15 protein-coding genes and 2 pseudogenes are annotated in these 18,321 nt (G+C 48.2%); 11 read left to right on the forward strand and 6 right to left on the reverse strand.

The window, feature by feature from the left end:
- Nucleotides 1-175: 175 nt before the first annotated feature.
- Entirely contained in the window at nucleotides 176-1,744 is a 1,569-nt protein-coding gene (locus HMPREF3050_RS07920; RefSeq protein ID WP_070774384.1) for a YdgA family protein, read from the forward strand.
- A gap of 166 nt (nucleotides 1,745-1,910) precedes the next feature.
- Here the strand turns inward: HMPREF3050_RS07920 and HMPREF3050_RS07925 are convergent, their stop codons facing one another.
- On the reverse strand, nucleotides 1,911-2,393 hold the full coding sequence (locus tag HMPREF3050_RS07925) for an NGO0322 family iron-responsive protein (protein ID WP_009311747.1): 483 nt from the start codon (nucleotides 2,391-2,393) through the stop codon (nucleotides 1,911-1,913).
- 381 nt (nucleotides 2,394-2,774) lie between these two features.
- Here HMPREF3050_RS07925 and dnaQ point away from each other — a divergent pair, with 381 nt between their 5' ends.
- The 4 genes from dnaQ (at nucleotide 2,775) to rpiA (ending at nucleotide 5,445) form a co-directional block, all read left to right on the forward strand.
- Nucleotides 2,775-3,497, forward strand: a complete 723-nt coding sequence (dnaQ, locus tag HMPREF3050_RS07930) for a DNA polymerase III subunit epsilon (RefSeq protein WP_070774372.1) — start codon at nucleotides 2,775-2,777, stop codon at nucleotides 3,495-3,497.
- Nucleotides 3,494-4,180, forward strand: a complete 687-nt coding sequence (ispD, locus tag HMPREF3050_RS07935; RefSeq protein ID WP_070774373.1) for a 2-C-methyl-D-erythritol 4-phosphate cytidylyltransferase — start codon at nucleotides 3,494-3,496, stop codon at nucleotides 4,178-4,180. The genes dnaQ and ispD overlap by 4 nt, the downstream gene beginning before the upstream one ends.
- Nucleotides 4,181-4,223: 43 nt before the next feature.
- Entirely contained in the window at nucleotides 4,224-4,703 is a 480-nt protein-coding gene (gene ispF, locus HMPREF3050_RS07940; RefSeq protein WP_070774374.1) for a 2-C-methyl-D-erythritol 2,4-cyclodiphosphate synthase, read from the forward strand.
- 70 nt (nucleotides 4,704-4,773) lie between these two features.
- Nucleotides 4,774-5,445: a ribose-5-phosphate isomerase RpiA gene (gene rpiA / locus HMPREF3050_RS07945; RefSeq protein WP_039410379.1), complete on the forward strand. Its 672-nt coding sequence runs from the start codon at nucleotides 4,774-4,776 to the stop codon at nucleotides 5,443-5,445.
- Nucleotides 5,446-5,520: 75 nt separating this feature from the next.
- On the opposite strand, the gene HMPREF3050_RS07950 is transcribed toward rpiA, so the two are convergent.
- Complete coding sequence (locus tag HMPREF3050_RS07950; RefSeq protein WP_070774375.1) at nucleotides 5,521-6,402, reverse strand: YicC/YloC family endoribonuclease; 882 nt, start codon at nucleotides 6,400-6,402, stop codon at nucleotides 5,521-5,523.
- Between the two features lie 297 nt (nucleotides 6,403-6,699).
- Nucleotides 6,700-7,830 carry a polyamine ABC transporter substrate-binding protein gene (locus HMPREF3050_RS07955; protein WP_141758419.1) on the reverse strand — a complete coding sequence of 377 codons (1,131 nt, stop codon included), beginning with the start codon at nucleotides 7,828-7,830 and terminating at the stop codon, nucleotides 6,700-6,702.
- 228 nt (nucleotides 7,831-8,058) lie between these two features.
- Here HMPREF3050_RS07955 and alaS point away from each other — a divergent pair, with 228 nt between their 5' ends.
- The 3 genes from alaS to HMPREF3050_RS07970 all read left to right on the forward strand — a co-directional run bounded on the left by alaS (nucleotide 8,059) and on the right by HMPREF3050_RS07970 (nucleotide 13,650).
- The gene (alaS, locus tag HMPREF3050_RS07960) at nucleotides 8,059-10,953 is read left to right on the forward strand and encodes an alanine--tRNA ligase (RefSeq protein WP_070774377.1); all 2,895 of its coding nucleotides are present in this window, start codon (nucleotides 8,059-8,061) and stop codon (nucleotides 10,951-10,953) included.
- 77 nt (nucleotides 10,954-11,030) lie between these two features.
- The gene (locus HMPREF3050_RS07965; RefSeq protein WP_141758420.1) at nucleotides 11,031-12,389 is read left to right on the forward strand and encodes a P-loop NTPase family protein; all 1,359 of its coding nucleotides are present in this window, start codon (nucleotides 11,031-11,033) and stop codon (nucleotides 12,387-12,389) included.
- Nucleotides 12,390-12,828: 439 nt separating this feature from the next.
- Entirely contained in the window at nucleotides 12,829-13,650 is an 822-nt protein-coding gene (locus HMPREF3050_RS07970; protein ID WP_070774379.1) for a CPBP family intramembrane glutamic endopeptidase, read from the forward strand.
- Nucleotides 13,651-13,922: 272 nt separating this feature from the next.
- Here HMPREF3050_RS07970 and HMPREF3050_RS07975 read toward each other — a convergent pair whose 3' ends face one another.
- The gene (locus HMPREF3050_RS07975) at nucleotides 13,923-14,300 is read right to left on the reverse strand and encodes a DUF5339 family protein (protein ID WP_003768017.1); all 378 of its coding nucleotides are present in this window, start codon (nucleotides 14,298-14,300) and stop codon (nucleotides 13,923-13,925) included.
- Between the two features lie 474 nt (nucleotides 14,301-14,774).
- On the opposite strand from HMPREF3050_RS07975, the pseudogene HMPREF3050_RS14875 reads away from it, so the two are divergent.
- A pseudogene (locus HMPREF3050_RS14875) lies at nucleotides 14,775-14,837 on the forward strand (transposase); the annotation flags it as partial.
- A gap of 456 nt (nucleotides 14,838-15,293) precedes the next feature.
- Here HMPREF3050_RS14875 and HMPREF3050_RS07980 read toward each other — a convergent pair.
- On the reverse strand, nucleotides 15,294-16,922 hold the full coding sequence (locus tag HMPREF3050_RS07980; protein ID WP_049224183.1) for an ABC-F family ATPase: 1,629 nt from the start codon (nucleotides 16,920-16,922) through the stop codon (nucleotides 15,294-15,296).
- 99 nt (nucleotides 16,923-17,021) lie between these two features.
- Here HMPREF3050_RS07980 and HMPREF3050_RS07985 point away from each other — a divergent pair, with 99 nt between their 5' ends.
- Entirely contained in the window at nucleotides 17,022-17,216 is a 195-nt protein-coding gene (locus HMPREF3050_RS07985) for a hypothetical protein (RefSeq protein ID WP_003742028.1), read from the forward strand.
- A 22-nt stretch (nucleotides 17,217-17,238) separates the two neighbouring features.
- Nucleotides 17,239-17,700 carry a DUF4124 domain-containing protein gene (locus HMPREF3050_RS07990; protein ID WP_070774380.1) on the forward strand — a complete coding sequence of 154 codons (462 nt, stop codon included), beginning with the start codon at nucleotides 17,239-17,241 and terminating at the stop codon, nucleotides 17,698-17,700.
- Nucleotides 17,701-17,762: 62 nt separating this feature from the next.
- Here the strand turns inward: HMPREF3050_RS07990 and HMPREF3050_RS07995 are convergent.
- Nucleotides 17,763-18,290, reverse strand: a pseudogene (locus HMPREF3050_RS07995) (class I SAM-dependent methyltransferase); the annotation flags it as partial.
- Nucleotides 18,291-18,321: the final 31 nt, after the last annotated feature.

The following is an 18,321-nucleotide window of genomic DNA, read 5'->3' on the forward strand; positions in this document are numbered from 1 at the left end:
TTTTCAGACGACCCGATTATAAATCAGAACGCTTGGGATAATGGAACATAAGCAGCTGGTTCATGAGGATGGAAAAGTACCAAATATGGACTAATTTGTACCGTCTAAGCTACCCAAAAGACAAATCGGCCAAAAAATGCTATTCTTATCGCTTTCAACCTATCTGTTTGTAGCAATGAAAAAGTATCTTATTTCGACCGTAGCCGTAGCCATCGCCGCGGGTCTCGGTGCGCCTTACTACTTCGGCATCAAAGCAGAAGAAACCCTGACTGCACAACAAAAGCTGTTGCAGGAATCAGGTTTTTTAACCGTAGAATCCCACCAATATGATCGGGGCTGGTTCGGTGCGACCGAAACTACGGTCATACGCCTGAAACCGACATTGCTTCAAAATACCCAGCAATATCTGCCCGATAATCTGAAAACCGTCTTGCAAGAGCCGATTACGGTTGTGAACCATATCAGCCATGGGCCGTTTGCCGGCGGTTTCGGTACTCAGGCTCATGTGGAAACAGAGTTTAAATACCATCCGGAAACCGAAAAAGTATTGTCTCGCTTCTTTGGCCAACAAGCCCCGTTGACCATGAGCAATACGATTTATTTCGGAGGAAGCGGCAAGCTTCAACTCAGCGTTCCGGCTTTCGACTATGAAGAGTTGTCCGGCATCAAGCTCAGCTGGAAAGGCTTGAGCGGCAACACCGATTACGAAAAAGATTTCCAAAGCTACCGTCATGATTATACCGCTCCGTCTTTGCAGCTCAAGCTGGCGGACAAGGGTGATGTTTCGATGGAAAACCTACATTTCCAATCTGAAACTTCAGACGGACTCAACAAGCTTTCCTTGGGCAAAAGCAGCATTACTTTGGATAAATTCCTGCTGCAATGGAAAGAAAATATTGATTACAACGTCAAGCTGAACGAGCTGATCAATTTGGTGACCAATCTGCAGATCGGGGCATTTGTTAATCCGACCGGCAGTATCGCGCCTTCCAAAATCGAAGTCAGCAAACTGAAATTCGATACCAATACCAACGAAGTTGATAAGTTCATCAATAGCGAAGGACGGTTCCAATTTGAAGAGCTGGTTTATGGCGAAGATAAATATGGTCCGTTGGATATCAATGTGGCAGCAGAGCATTTGGACGGCAAAGGTTTGCAGGCTTTGAAAGCCAAGCTTGCCGAAGTCGCCAATAAGAAAATGAGCGAGGAAGAGATCCAAAACGCCTTGCTCCAAACCGCCAAAAACGAAGCTTCGGGTTTATTCACCAATGATCCGGTGCTGAATGTCAAAACATTCAAATTCATCATGCCGCAAGGTCAAGTGGATGTCAGCGGTAAACTCGCCTTTAAAGGCTTGGCGGCAAAAGATTTGAACAGCCTCAGCGAAATGTTGAAAAAAACCCATGCCGATTTCAATGTGAGCGTTCCGAAAAAACTGTTGGAGCAGATGGCAATCAACCAAGCGCGCAGCCTGTTTAGCGTTAATGCCGAGGATGAAGAAGCCGGACGCGCAGGAATTGAGGACATCAATGAAACGCTGCGTCTGATGGTGGACAGTACTGTGAAAAGTATGGCGCAGGAGCAATACTTGACTTTGGAAGAAAACAATATCAAAACCCATCTGACCCTGCAAAACAACGAATTGAAATTGAATGGCAAGGTGTTGCAAAACGAGCCTGAGCCTGATTTTGACGAGCAGGACATGTTGCCGGAAAACCTGTCTTCATCTGAAGCAGGCAAGTAAACGGCAATAGACAAAAGGTCGTCTGAAACCGGATTTGAAGTTTGAATCCGATTTCAGACGACCTTTTTTGATTGGTTTGATGGAAGCCATGTTGAGTTGCAGGCAAAAAAAATCGCCCCTTTAATTTTAAGGGGCGCAAAAGGAACACAAACCACTACCAAAACTGTTACAGGGCGAACTCCTCTAATTGACGTTGATGGGTTGCCGGATAAAGTGCCTTCATCAAATCATAGGGTGAAAGCGACAAATCTTTGCTTTTGGTCGTCAAGCGACCTTGCTGCGGTGTCAGTTCAAGCAAACGGGCATCAGACGCATGAATAAACTTTTCTTTTGCCTTCTGCATTTTGCGTTGTAAAACGGAAACGACGCGGCTGTACAAACTGTCTTTTTGTTTGACCTCCCGAGTGCTGGCAACCCAGCTTAAACGGGAATGGCTGTCTTCATCTTCAATCAGGAGGATGCCGGTTTGCGGCTGCTCCGATTTACCCATGCAGGGAAGCCAAACATAATAACGACCATCGAGCGTAACATATACGGCATCATGTACTTCGCAATCATCGCAACACTGGGTTGCCAAAAGAGAGCGGATGGTATGTTGGTGCAGTCTCAGAATGTCGAGAGAGACTTGCTGGAAAATATTTTCAGGCATTTTCTTCTCCTTTCGTTCTGTGGCGCGTTGATTTCGTTTCGATGGAATGCATTATACGGATAATTTCAAAATTTGCAAATGATAATTGTTATTATTATGAGGATAGGTAATAAGATAATGATTTTTATAGAAATTAATTTTTTGAAATTGATAAATCTTGAGTGATTTACTCGGAATTTAGAGAAAATGAGCCTTAGCGGGAATGTAAAGATCAATACGTCTGAAAAATTGTCAGCAAAATTCCTTGTCGGGGCAGTATTCATGCTCTAAGAAATATTGTATTCAAATACATAGGCCCTGAGCTTTACCGACTATACATTTGTAGCAGCCTTGCGTATGATTCAAGGCATTTTATCAATGAGCGCTATACAGAAGATTCCTATGAGTAAACGCCAGATTATCCTTGATACCGAAACCACGGGTCTTTATGCCGAAGGCGGCGACCGCTTGGTCGAGTTTGCCGGTCTGGAAATGATCAACCGTCAAATAACCGGCAACAACCTTCATTTATACGTTCATCCTGAGCGCGACATGCCTGAAGAAGCGGCGAAGGTGCACGGCCTGACCATTGAGGTTTTGGAAGAGAAAAACGCGCCACCGTTTGCCGAAGTAGGGCGGCAGATTGCCGATTTTATACGCGATGCCGAGTTGATTATCCACAATGCCAAGTTTGACGTCGGTTTCCTGAACATGGAATTCCGCCGTATGGGGCTGCCTTCCATCGAGGAGCTTGGCTGTACCGTAACCGACACGCTGGCGATGGCGCGGGAAATGTTCCCCGGTCAGAAAGCCAGTTTGGATGCTTTGTGTAACCGCCTTTCCGTCGACCGCAGCAAGCGCGTGCTGCACGGTGCGTTGATTGACTGCGAGCTTTTGGGTGAGGTTTATCTCGCCATGACGCGCCAGCAGTTTGATTTAATGGGCGGCGAAAAAGAAGAAGACGAGGAAGTCAAACCGGTCATTATTGCCGAAACCAAGCGTCCGGCGCATCTAAAGGTTATCAAAGCCAACGTAGAGGAACTTGCCGCACACGAGCAATATCTGGACAGTTTGGGCGAAGTCTGTCTGTGGCACAAAGCCGAAACTGCCGGAGCCGAAGCATGACGCGCCGCAATATCGCCCTGATTCCCGCCGCCGGTATCGGAGCGCGCTTTGGGGCGGGAAAGCCCAAGCAATACGTTGAAATCAACGGCAAAACCGTGTTGCAGCATACGATAGCCATTTTTGAAAACCATCCTGCCATCGATTTGATTGCCGTTATCGTATCGCCCGAAGATCAAACATTTCAGACGACCCCTTCCAGCAAAACACGCGTATTTCGTGTAGGCGGAGCAAGCCGTGCTGAAACGGTGCGCAACGGCGTATCCGCATTGTTGGCGCAAGGCTTGGCGGCGGAGCAGGACAACATTCTCGTTCACGATGCCGCCCGTTGCTGCCTGCCGCCCGAGGCTTTGACCCGTCTGATTGAAGAAGCGGGCGGACAAGAGCAGGGCGGTATTTTGGCAATACCCGTTGCCGATACGCTCAAACGCGCCGATGGTAAAAAACATATCGGCGAGACCGTTTCCCGCGCCGGATTATGGCAGGCGCAAACCCCACAGCTTTTTCAGACGACCTTATTGCACCGAGCATTGTCGGCAGAGGATTTGAGCGATATTACAGACGAAGCGTCGGCAGTGGAAAAGCTGGGCGTACAGCCGCTGCTGGTGCAGGGAGACACGCGCAATTTGAAGCTGACGCTGCCGCAGGATGAATTTATTGTAAGGCTGTTGTTGCAGGCCGTCTGAAACCCGTTTTTCAGACGACCTGACATTGAAAAAAGGACAAAACATGAATATCCGTATCGGACAGGGCTACGATGTCCACCAACTCGTCGAAGGCCGCGATTTGATACTCGGCGGCGTAAACATCCCGTTTGAAAAAGGCCTGCTCGGCCATTCCGATGCCGACGCGCTTTTGCACGCAATTACCGACGCATTGCTCGGCGCGGCAGGTCTAGGCGACATCGGTAGCCATTTTCCCGATACCGCCGCCGAGTTTAAAGATGCCGACAGCCGCGTATTGTTGCTCGAAGCGTATCAAAGCGTGCAGGCTTTAGGCTGGCGCGTTGTGAACGTGGATACGACCATCATCGCACAAAAACCCAAACTCGCGCTGTACATTCCCGCTATGCGCGCCAACATTGCCGCTGATTTGGGCATTCAGACGACCTGTGTCAATATCAAAGGCAAAACCAACGAAAAACTCGGCTATCTGGGGCGCATGGAAGCCATCGAGGCGCAGGCGGCGGTGTTGCTGGAAAAAGCGTAAGCAGGCAAGCACAAATGGCATGAAAATGTTAACATATGCCCATCAACCGACATCCCATTAAGGAGAAATCATGGCTACTCAAGACGAATTGAAACGCATTGCCGCCGAGAAAGCGGTGGAATTCGTACCTGAAAACGAATACATCGGTATCGGCTCCGGCTCGACCGTCAATATGTTTATCGAAGCGTTGGGCAAAAGCGGCAAAAAAATCAAAGGCGCGGTTTCGACTTCTAAAAAGTCCAGCGAACTGATGGCGCAATACGACATTCCCGAAGTATCGCTGAATGATGTGATGGGGCTGGCTGTCTATGTTGACGGTGCGGACGAAGTGAACCATATGCTGCAAATGATTAAAGGCGGCGGCGGCGCGCATTTAAACGAAAAAGTTGTCGCCAGCGCGTCCGACAAATTCATCTGTATCGCCGACGAGAGCAAATATGTTTCGCGTTTGGGCAAATTCCCGCTGCCCGTAGAAGTGTTGCCCGGCGCGCGTTCGCTGGTGTCGCGCAAACTTTTGGCAATGGGCGGACAGCCTGAATTACGCCTGAACTACACCACCTTCCACGGCAACCAAATCATTGATGTCTATGACTTGCATATCGACCGTCCGCTGACTATGGAAGACGAAATCAACCGCATCACCGGCGTTCTCGAAAACGGCATCTTCGCCCGCAACGCCGCGGATGTGTTGATTTTGGGTACAGAGCAGGGCGCCAAAGTCATCAAACCCGGACAAAACTAGGCATCCATTAAGCAAAAGGTCGTCTGAAAAGCGGAAAATGGCTTTTCAGACGACCTTTGCTTTATTTTTGAAGGCTTATTCGATATTTTGAACCTGCTCGCGCATTTGCTCGATTAAGACTTTCAGTTCGACCGAAGCCTGCGTGCATTCCGCCGCGATTGCTTTGCTGCCCAGCGTGTTCGCTTCGCGGTTCAATTCCTGCATCAGGAAGTCCAAGCGTTTGCCCGCGCTGCCTTTGTTTTCCGTAACGATGCGGCGGACTTCGGCGATGTGCGTGCGCAGGCGGCTGAATTCTTCGTCAACATCGGATTTTTGGATAAATAGCGCAAATTCCTGCTGCAAACGGTCATTGTCGATATTGCCAACCGCTTCCGCCAAACGCGCGTTCACCTTGTCCATATGTGCTTGAAGCAGACTGGGGAACAGCTCGCTCAAGGCATCCACGATTTCTTCCATGCTGGCCAAACGTTGCAACAGATGTTCGCCGAGTTTTTTGCCTTCGCGTTTGCGGGCGGCGGCAAACTCTTTCAACGCTTCGTCCAACAGCTCTTGCACGGTTTTTGCCAAAGCTTCGGGGTCTTCGCTTTGACCTGCCAATACGCCCGGAAAGCGCAACACTTCAGCGACCGTCAGCTTGCCGAAACCGTGTTCCTTGCGCCAAGTTCTGTTCAAATCGGACAACTGTTTCACCAATTCTTCATTGGTTTCCAAACTCTGCCCGCCGACTGCCGCGTCCTGCAACTGAATACGGCATTCCAGTTTGCCGCGTGCGGCCGAAGCCGCAATTTTCTCGCGCAACGCGCCTTCCAGATAACGCAATTCTTCAGGCATACGGAATTGGACATCCAGATAGCGGTGGTTTACCGCACGGATTTCCAAGTTCACGCGCTTGCCGCCGCATTCGCCTGCAGCATTGGCAAAGCCGGTCATGCTGTGGATATGGATGGATTGAGTCATGGTTTTACTCCGTTTCAAAATACGAGTGAAAGTGGAGGGACTATATCATATCTGGACTTTGATGACTTCAAGTATGGTGGATTGGGTTGAAAAGATATAGCGGATTAAATTTAAATCAGGACAAGGCGGAAGCCGCAGATACAGTACAGATAGTACGGCAAGGCAATGCCGTACTGGTTTAAAGTTAATCCACTATAAAAGACAGCCGCAAGAAACCTGTTTGATGTTTATACAAAAAGGTCGTCTGAAAACCTGTATTTCAAGTTTTCAGACGACCTTTTGCTTATCTGTATCAAATTATTTGCCGGCTTTCACGCCCTGCCATTGGCGGACCATGAATTTCAAAATGGTGGGCTGGATAGGAACCATGATGAAGCTGTTTTTCAAATCTTCGTCGCTCGGGAAAATGGTGCGGTCGTCCCTGAACTCGGCTTCCATCAATTCGCGTGCGGGTTTGCTGGAAGGGGCGTAGGTGACGAAATTGCCGTTTTTCGCGGCGACTTCGGGGTCGAGGAAGTCGTTGATGTATTTGTGGGCGTTGGCGACGTTTTTCGCATCTTTTGGGATAACGAAGGAGTCCACCCAAATCCCCACGCCTTCTTTGGGCATCATGACGCGGATTTTTTCTTTGCCGCCCGCTTCTTCGGCGCGCCGTCTGGCGATGTTCAAGTCGCCGCCGAAGCCGATGGTGACGCAGGTGTCGCCGCGCGCCAAGTCGTCAATGAAGCCCGACGAGGTAAAGCGTTTGATGTTGGGGCGGTTTTTCTTGAGCAGCTCGGTTGCCGCTTTGATGTCTTCGGTATCGTTGCTGTTGGGATTTTTACCCATGTAGTTCAACACCATAGGATAAATTTCCGCCGCACTGTCCAAGTAGCTGATGCCGCATTGTTTGAGCTTGGATGTGTATTCGGGGTTGAACACCAAATCCCATTGGTTGTCCGGCAGTTTGTCCGTGCCCAAGGCTTTTTTCACGCGCTCGGTATTGATGGCGAAGGTGTTGGTTCCCCAATAAAACGGAACGGCGTATTCGTGGCTCGGATCGACGCCTTCCATCAGTTTCATCAGTTCGGGATTGAGGTTTTTATAGTTGGGAATCAGGGACTTGTCGATTTTTTGATAAGCCCCCGCCTTAATCTGCCTACCGACAAAGGTATTGGACGGGCCAACGATGTCGTAGCCCGATTTTCCGGTCAATACTTTACTTTCCAGCGTCTCATCGCTGTCGTACACGTCGTAAGTTACCTTGATACCGTTTTTCTTTTCAAAATCGGCGACGGTTTCGGGATCGACGTATTCCGACCAGTTGTAAATCCTCAATACATTTTGGTTTCCCGCCTGACCCGCTTTGTCGGAGGTATTTTTATCCGAACCTCCACAGGCGGCGAGCATGACGGCGGCTAGGGCGATGAGTGGCAGATGTTTGGTCATTATCATTCCTTGCATATCGGGTGGAAGGGAAAGTAAGGGATTATAAATCAGGCACGCACTATCTGATAGCAATTTCCATTGGGGCGATAGTCGGAAGGTCGTCTGAAAGTCCCTGATTCAATAGCTAGAAACAAGGTTTTGCGGTAATATAGCACCCATTTTCTTTCCACAATTACATACGGCCGGGAAGGTCGTCTGAAACCTTTTTAGTAGAGACATCGAAACATCATGAAAACCTCCGAACTACGCCAAAAATTCCTAAAATTCTTCGAATCCAAAGGCCACACCATCGTCCGCTCTTCCAGCCTCGTGCCGCACGACGACCCGACGCTGCTGTTTACCAACGCGGGTATGAACCAGTTTAAAGACGTATTCCTCGGCTTTGACAAACGCCCATACAACCGCGCCACCACCGCGCAAAAATGCGTGCGCGCAGGCGGCAAACACAACGACTTGGAAAACGTCGGCTACACCGCCCGCCACCACACCTTTTTTGAAATGATGGGCAACTTTTCCTTCGGCGACTACTTCAAACGCGACGCCATCCACTTCGCTTGGGAATTCCTCACTTCCCCCGAATGGCTGAATCTGCCCAAAGACAAACTCTTGGCGACCGTGTATGCCGAAGACGACGAAGCCTACAACATCTGGCTGAACGAAATCGGTATGCCTGCCGAGCGCATCGTCCGCATCGGCGACAACAAAGGCGCGAAATACGCGTCCGACAACTTCTGGCAGATGGGCGATACCGGTCCCTGCGGCCCGTGCTCCGAAATTTTCTACGACCACGGCGAAGAAATCTGGGGCGGCATTCCGGGCAGTCCTGAAGAAGACGGCGACCGCTGGATTGAAATTTGGAACTGCGTGTTCATGCAGTTCAACCGCGACGAGCAAGGCAACATGAACCCGCTGCCCAAGCCGTCCGTCGATACCGGCATGGGCTTGGAGCGCATGGCGGCCGTAATGCAGCACGTCCACAGCAACTACGAAATCGACCTGTTCCAAGACCTGCTCAAAGCCGTTGCCCGCGAAACCGGCGCGCCGTTCAGCATGGACGAACCCAGCCTGAAAGTCGTTGCCGACCACATCCGCTCTTGCTCCTTCCTGATTGCCGACGGCGTGATGCCGTCCAACGAAGGCCGCGGCTATGTACTGCGCCGCATCATCCGCCGCGCCGTGCGCCACGGTTACAAACTCGGTCAGAAACAGGCGTTTTTCTACAAACTCGTGCCCGATTTGGTGAAAGCGATGGGCGGTGCATATCCCGAGTTGAAAGAAAAACAAACGCAGATTATGGAAGCCCTGCGCGCGGAAGAAAGCCGCTTCGGCGAAACGCTGGAAAAAGGCATGGGTTTGTTTAACCAAGTGTTCAACGGCATGAAATTCCTGAAACTGGAAAGCCTGCTGCCGCAAGATGGTGCGGGCAAACCGTTGGCATTGAAAACCGCAGAGGGTGTGGAATTTACCGCCGCTTCCCGTGCCGCTCCAGGCAAAAAGCAAATCGTTATCCGTCCCCGAGTTTCAGGCAGCCTGAACGAAGGCATGTATATCGATTTGCAGGCTGCTTTGGAAACTGCCCATATTCCCGACGCGGAAAAACCGTTTGCCGAAGCCTTGAATGCCTATTTGATGGACAACATTGCCAACAGCAAACTCGTTATCGGCGGCGAACACATCTTCAAACTCTACGACACCTACGGCTTCCCCTACGACCTGACCGCCGACATGGCGCGCGAATTGGGTATCGATTTGGATGAAGAAGGCTTCAACCGCGAAATGGAAGCCCAACGCGCCCGCGCCCGCGCTGCGCAAAACTTCAAAGCCAACGCACAACTGGACTACACAGGCGCGGACACCGAGTTTACCGGCTACGAAAAACGCAGCCAAGACACCAAAATCATCGCCTTATATAAAGGCAGCGAAGCCGTGGACGAACTCCAAGCAGGCGAAGCCGGCGTGGTCGTTCTGGAACAAACCCCGTTCTACGCCGAAAGCGGCGGCCAAGTCGGCGACGTAGGCTTTATCTTCGCAGGCGAAAACCGCTTCCGCGTGGAAGACACGCAGAAAATCAAAGCCGCCGTACACGGACAATTCGGCGCAGTCGTATCAGGCCGTCTGAAAGTCGGCGATGCCGTATCCGCCGAAATCGACAACGACATCCGCAACAGCATCATGCGCAACCACAGCGTTACCCACCTGATGCACAAAGCCCTGCGCGATGTTTTGGGCACGCACGTCGAACAAAAAGGCAGCCTGCAAAACGCCGAGCTGACCCGCTTCGACATCTCCCACACGCAAGGCATCAGCGCGGAAGAAATCGCCGAAGTCGAACGCCGCGTCAACGCCGCGATTATCGCCAACGTGCCCGTCAAAGTCGAAACCATGTCCATTGAAGACGCGCAAAAATCAGGCGCAGTCATGCTCTTCGGCGAAAAATACGGCGACTTCGTCCGCGTCATCACCATGGGCGACTACTCCATCGAACTGTGCGGCGGCACCCACGTCGCCCGCACCGGCGACATCGGCTTCTTCAAAATCATCAGCGAAGGCGGCATCGCCGCAGGCATCCGCCGTGTAGAAGCCATCACAGGCCAAGCCGCGCTGGCATGGGCGCAAAACCAAGAAAGCCTGATGAAAAACATCATCGCCGAAGTCAAAGCCCAAACCGAAAAAGACGTACTCGCCAAAATCCAAGCCAACGCCGCAAACACCAAAGCCTTGGAAAAAGAGTTGGCAAAAGCCAAAGCCGAACTCGCCGTCCACGCAGGCGCCAAACTCTTGGATAACGCGAAAGACTTGGGCGCAGCCAAACTCGTTGCCGCCCAAATCGAAGCCGACGCAGCCGCCCTGCGCGAAATCGTTACCGATTTAACCGGCAAATCCGACAACGCCGTGATTCTTTTGGCGGCAGTAAACGACGGCAAAGTCTCCCTGTGCGCCGGCGTATCCAAAGCCCTGACCGGAAAAGTGAAAGCAGGCGATTTGGTCAGATTTGCAGCCGAACAAGTCGGCGGCAAAGGCGGCGGCAGACCGGATTTGGCGCAGGCGGGGGGTACGGATGCTGCGAAACTGCCTGAAATGCTGGGAAGCGTGGAGGGTTGGGTGAACGGCAAGCTGGTTTGATAAGTGATGTATTAAGTTAAGTAGAGAAGGTCGTCTGAAAAATTTTTCAGACGACCTTGAAAGGGATGGACGGAATTATGCTTTGGGATTCTTATAATCAAACAATTAATGTATTTGGTATTAAAAATGAATTAATTGCATCCTATTTAGATAGGGAACTGGTTGATGATAGATTTAAATCTGCAATCAAAGATGGAAAAGAAGTAGTAGTTTATGGGGCATCAAAACAGGGGAAGACCTCTTTGATTTTAAGAAATATTTCGGAACAAACGTATGTAAAAGTTGAATGCTCTCCCAAAAGTACCCCAATTGATATCTATAAGTCGATATTAAGGCAACTAGATGTTACTTTTTACGATTCAATATCACAATCGTTATCACATACTAAAGCATTCTCAACATTGGATAATTTTAAAATTTCAATACCTTGCTCTTTTGAATATAATAAAACATTTTCATCTGAAAATGATATAAAAATAGAGAATTCGACTACTGAAAGAATGATAGATTATAACTTAAGTCTATCACAAGACGTAATCGAATTATTTAAAAAATATTTAAATAATAAATATATTATCTTAGAAAATTTTCACTATTTAAATATGGAAGTCCAAGAACAATTAGCCTATGACTTAAGAAGTTTTCAGGATAATCATATTGTTTTTATAATATTAGGTATATGGAGAGAATCAAATCGATTGGTTCAGTTTAATGGTGATTTACTAGATAGAGTAACTGAAGTCCCTGTTGAACCTTGGAGAAAAGAAGACTTATCTAAAGTAATAGATAAAGGGTCTGAATTATTAAACGTTGATTTTACGGAAATAAAAGATGACTTAATACTTAGTTGCTTTAATAGTATCGGAATTTTACAAGAACTATGTAAAGAGTGTTGTTTGAATGCTGGAGTAATTTCAACATCAAATAATTTAGTTGTAATCACTAAAAGTCATTTGGAAAATGCAATTAAGAATAAAGTATCGCAATATGGAATACGCCATGTTAGAAATTTTGAATCATTTGTTGAGGTTTCAAAGCAAACTAGTAGCCAAAGTGGAAAACCGACACTAGCAATCCCATATTATTTTATAAAAATCTTACTTTCTGATAATAAAATTGATATGGAGCAAGGGCTTTCCAGAAAAGATTTATTAGATTCAATTAGATCAATTCATCATAGGCCAGATGATGTACGATCTAGCGACATTGGTTCCTTCCTAAATGGGATAACACAATATCAGATTAATAGACGAATTAATCCCCCATTTATTGATTATGATGCTGGTGTGAAAAGATTAAAAATCATTGATTCAACTTTATTCTTCTTTTTGAGATACTGCGATAAAGAGGAAATACTGTCAGATTTAATAAATCCATTAGACTTCTCTTCTGCAAAATTAATAGAGGATTTATTTAGTAATGAAAATTATGAATAATAAAAATGAAAACTTTACCTTTTTCCAGCAAGTAAGCCGTAGCCTGAATCCCTACCAACCGCGTGCGTGGCTACGCCACACACCCTACCTGCGGGCGACGCAAACCTTAAGATTAAGGTGTAGGGTGTGTGCGGTACGTACGCACGCGTTTTTTGTTGTTACCGAATGATTCCAAACCATGCCGTAATACGGCTGGCATCAAGCGGTGGTTAGGTCATAAGCCAACAAAACCTTCATATTGCCCGTAATCTCAAAGCTGCCTGAAAAATAATTTTCAGACGACCTCTCTATAAAAAGCAGCCTGCACTTTCAAAAATCGAAGTGCAGGCTGCTTTTCATAATAATTAGAAAAAAACGCGCAATATTTTTATACTGTACATCATCTAGCAGGCCGTACCTGCTCCCCTGCCAACTTATTGACTGAACGAACAGGAATAACATGCAGAGCCTCCCTTCAGAAAAACCGACAGCCGGTTATTCGCATCCGTGGCAATATTTTCTGCTGGTGTACGCTTTGAGCGCGCCGTTTTGGCTGCTGTCTTTGTTTCTCAAACACAGTCCCCTGCCTGATAATTTGCCGCTGACCGACATCGGCGCGGCACTCACTCCGACGATTGCCGCCGCGTTGCTGCGTTACCGCGAGGGTGGAATGGCGGCGGTGCGCAGTCTGTTTGGTCGTGTGTTTGATTACGGTCGGATCAAGCATTCTGCCTATTTTTGGACAGCAATACTGATTTTCCCCCTGCTTTATCTGCTGACTTATGTCGCGATACGCCAAACAGGACAAACCATACCTGCCTTATCCGTATCGTTTGCGCCGCTTGCCGGTGCGTTCGTCATGTTCTTTATTGCGGCAGTCGCCGAGGAATTGGGCTATGCTGCCTATGCTACGGAAAGTCTGCAACGGCGTTTTACCCCGCTCGTTACGGCACTGATTATCGGGGTACCGTGGGCATTGTGGCATTTGCCGTCCATGATTGCCGTGGGGCAGTCTGCCGAACTGATCGCATGGGGGCTGGCAGGGACGGTTGCCGTAAGGATTATCTATGTATGGCTGTATAACGGCAGCGGCGGTTCGGTATTTGTGTTGATTGCGTGCCACACGGTTGCCAATACCGCGCGTACAGGCTTTCCAGGCGGACGGGCGGTATATGAAAACGGCAACGGTATGATTCCATACGGAATTATCATCATTGCGGCGGCAATCGTGATGGTTTTTTGGCGTAAGGCAATGTGTTCATCTGATAGCAAGCAGGCGTAGGTTGAGTTATGCCCCAACAAAACTTAGTATCAAAGGTCGTCTGAAAACTATTTTCAGACGACCTCATGTTTTGATTTCAATACCCTGATGGCTTCACAGGGATGGTTTTGTATATAAGAACGAAAATTTATTTCGTCATAAACTATATTGAAAGTTAATTTTTATACATATTCATAATAATTAAATCACTTAATACATAACTAATCAGTAAAGGCATAAACAAAAACGGACTCTGAGTAATCAGAATCCGTTTTTCTGCCAAAGGTATCGTATTATTTGGCTTCTTCTTTAGCTGCTTCAGCAGCATCTTTTGCTTCTTCTTTAGCATCGGCAGCTGCTTCTTTAGCGTCTTCTGCTGCTTCTTTAGCTTCTTCTGCTTTATCTTCAGGAGATGCAGCCGGAGCGTTGCCTTTCAACGCATCCAACGATGTTTTACAAGTAGCATCACGTTGGTCAGCAGGCAAGTTTTTCAAAGCTTCTTTGGTTTGTTCGAATGATTTTTGCATCATATCTTTTGTAGCTGCATCGACGTTTTTAGTAGCGTCAGCAAAAGCTTTTTCATATTCATCACAAACAGCAGAAGAACCACCACCACATGCGGACAAGGTCAGAGCGGCCAACAAAGTTGCCAATAAAGCTGATTTTTTCATGAGTCTCTCTTTTTGAATCTTGGTTAAAAAAGAAATTGTATGTTAAACCATTCCTGTGGAGTGTCAAGCATAGTCATTTTATTTCCCTGACTTAAATCATGGGATTAGGCGAAATTAGGACGGTTTGGAAGAAAAAAGTTAAGTAATGAATACCGTGACTAAGGAATATTTTTATATGGGTAGGGAGGCTAATTTCCTTATATTTTAAAGGGTTAATTCATTTTTGCTGTTGTTTGAATTAATGCGGCATAGAGGGGTTTAGACCATGTATATTTAACTTAGTAAAATAACTTCAAAATCGGTTAAATCACGGTAATTCAAGCTGTTTTTGGATGGGGTGCAATTAAATTTTATATGTCATATTAAATGTATTTTGAATATAGACAATTTAGTTAATTATTTTTGAGGAGTAAGGGTAATTAAACTATATTGAATTATCTATAAACTATAGCATTAGTGATATAACTTGCTATATATAGTGGATTAAATTTAAATCAGAACAAGGCGACGAAGCCGCAGACAGTACAGATAGTACGGAACCGATTCACTTGGTGCTTCAGCACCTTAGAGAATCGTTCTCTTTGAGCTAAGGCGAGGTAACGCCGTCCTGGTTTAAAGTTAATCCACTATAGTTATGCTTTTTGTTTTTTTATTTGTTGTCTTCCTTTATTGACTAAAAAGCTCAGGCAGTCTGAAAGACATTTTTCAGACTGCCTGAGCTTTTTGTTTACTGCTACTTATCTTGCTGCCACGCCCGATATGAACGAATGGTTAAAAACAGGCAGACAATCTATACAACGCCTAGAAAGCCCCCACGCCTGCTACGCCGAACTCGTTAAATAGCCAGGTGGCTGCACGACCTTTGCGATAAGCATGTTCGGCATCAACCAAGTGTACCTTACCGTCTTGCGTAAGATACCAGCTCTATGCGGGCAATGTGATGAGCGCAAGCGGGTTTTGCAGCGGTTTTCGCAGATGGGCGTTCATGTTTTTTTACACAATCCCTTTTTTCTCCAGATAGCTTTCGTAATCGCCCAGATAGTGCTCGTAACCGCCCTTGCCGTCCAGCTCGATAATCTGGGTGGCGAGCGAGGAGACGAACTGGCGGTCGTGCGATACGAAAATCAGCGTGCCGTTGTATTTTTCCAGCGCCATGTTCAGCGATTCGATGCTTTCCATGTCCATGTGGTTGGTCGGTTCGTCCATAATCAGCACATTGGGTTTCAAAAGCAGGAGTTTGCCGTAGAGCATACGGCCTTTTTCACCGCCGGAGAGAACCTGCACTTTTTTCACCACGTCGTTGCTGCCGAAGAGCAAACGCCCCAAAGTGCCGCGGATGACTTGTTCGTCGTCGCCTTCTTGGCCCCATTGGCGCATCCATTCGCTCAGGTTCATATCGACATCGAAGTCGTTTTCATGGTCTTGAGGGTAATAGCCAACGTTGGCTTTTTCCGCCCATTTGATGGTGCCTGCATCGGGGGCGATGCCTTCGGCGTATTCGGGATTGAATGCACCGGCGAGAAGTTTCAGCAGGGTGGATTTACCCGCGCCGTTGGGGCCGATGATGGCGAGGCGCTGGCCTGCTTCGAGGATGAAGCTCAGGTTTTTGAACAACTGGGTTTCAAAGCGTTTGGCCAGATTTTCGACTTCTACCGCCTGACGGTGCAGCTTGGCTTTTTCATCGGCTTCAAAGCGGATATACGGGTTTTGGCGGGTGGAAGGTTTGACTTCGACCATCTCGGCTTTGATTTTGTCTGCCTGTTTCAGACGACTGGTTGCCTGACGGGCTTTGGATTTGTTGGCGGAGAAGCGGGCGACGAACTCTTGCAGCTCTTGCAGTTTCTCTTTTGCCTTGGCGTTGTCTTTCAGGGCGCGTTCGCGCGATTGGGCAGAAGCGAGCATGTAGTCGTCGTAGTTGCCCGGATAGATGGTGATGGTGTTGTAGTCCAAATCCGCCATGTGGGTGCAGACTTCGTTCAAGAAGTGACGGTCGTGCGAGATGATGATCATGGTGGAATCGTATTGGTTCAACACGCCTTCCAGCCAGCGGATGGTGTTGATGTCCAAGTTGTTGGTCGGCTCGTCAAGCAACAGCACATCAGGTTTGGAGAACAGGGCTTGTGCCAGCAATACGCGCAGCTTGAAGCCCGGGGCGACTTCCGCCATGGTCGCATTGTGCAAATCTTCGGAAATGCCCACGCCGCTCAACAGTTCGGCGGCGCGCGCTTCAGCGGTGTAGCCGTCGTATTCAGCGAACTTGGCTTCCAGTTCGGCGGCTTTCATGTAGTCGTCTTCGGTGGCTTCGGGGTTGGCGTAAATCGCATCACGTTCGGTCATCGCCGCCCACATTTCGGTATGCCCCATCATCACCACGTCCAGCACGCGCATGTCTTCATAGGCAAACTGGTCTTGGCGTAATTTACCCAAACGCACGCCGTTTTCAATCGCGACTTCGCCCGCAGTCTGTTCCAAATCGCCGCCGAGGATTTTCATGAAGGTGGATTTTCCCGAACCGTTCGCGCCGATCAAGCCGTAGCGGTTGCCTTCGCCGAACTTGACGGATACGTTTTCAAACAGCGGCTTCGCGCCGAACTGCATGGTAATGCCGTTGGTAGAAATCATTATTGGTAAAACCTTTATAAATATAGATAAACAGGGTGTTATAATCGCCGGCGATTGTAGCATATTTTGTATAGGTCGTCTGAAACGGGGGCGGAGGAAATGGAAACCGAAAAAATCTATTACGCCGTGATTATTCTGTTGTGCGCCGCATCCATGCTGCTCAGTCCGTTTTTCTACATCCGCCGCACACGTTCAGGCGCAGAATTGCGCCACGCACCTCGGCAATGGAAGCCGATTATTATTGCGAATTTGGTGATGATCATTGCTTTGGTGGTATGGTGGATATGGTTTTGATGATTTGATGAAAGGTATAAGAATGAATAAATTGATTTTAAGCACATTACTGCTCGCATTTTCCTTCGTAGCAACGGCATCCCCCGTATTTGAATGTATCGACACATCAGGGCGTAAAACCTATACGCAGACCGGCGGCAAAAACTGCAAACCGGGCAATATCGGCAGACCTTCGGTTTATACCTCCGCCGCACCGTCTGCACACTCGGCATCAGCAAACGCTGCTTCAGGAAACGTTCCTTCCGAACAAATTCCACTCCCTCCAGCCGGCGCAATGCCCGGTTCATCTTCGGCGCAAGACGAATTGGCTCAGGCACAGAAAAATCTGGAAGAGGGCAAACAAGTCCGTTATGGCAACGAGCGCAATTACGCACGTTATCAAGAACGGATTAAAGGTTTGGAGAATCAAGTGAAAGCCGCGCAGGAACGGGTTAATGCGGCAAACAGCATGGGCGGTGAAGGTGAGATGATGCCCGAGCAGTGATGGTTGCAAAGATAGTAATAAAAGGTCGTCTGAAAACTCGGTTTAGGCAAAATAGAATTGCTTTACCGATTTTCAGACGACCTTTTCGGTTTACCTGTCTTGATCGTATATTCCAGCGCTTTATAAGGTTTTAATGTGCTTGAAATATAACCGTTTTCAGGGCGGCGGACGTAATCGAGATAATCCTGCATGGCAGGTGAGAAGCCTTCCACATCGTCCACGGCGATGACCGCGCGGTCGGCAAGATTAGGTTCCAGCAGCTTGAATACGGGGAATACCAAATCCGGCCAGCCGTCGAGCAAGACGAAATCGGGGCGGATGTCTAAGTCTTTTAAGGTTTCCAGCGCATCGCCTTCGCGAAGCTCGATATAGTCTGCCAAACCGGCTTCTTGGAAATATTTTCTCGCCGCGGCGGCTTTGTGCGGCAGATATTCGCAAGTGATGACGCGCCCGCCGTTGCGCTTGGCGGCTGCGGCAAGATACAGCGTCGAAATGCCGTAGGAAGTCCCGAATTCGACAATGTTTTTTGCTCCCGATGCCAAAGCCTGCATATACAAAAACTTGCCTTGTTGCGGTGCGATGGGGATGTATAGTCAATTAAAAACAAAATGGTACAATACT

Source organism: Neisseria sp. HMSC065D04 (genome assembly GCF_001815675.1).
GTDB lineage: Bacteria > Pseudomonadota > Gammaproteobacteria > Burkholderiales > Neisseriaceae > Neisseria.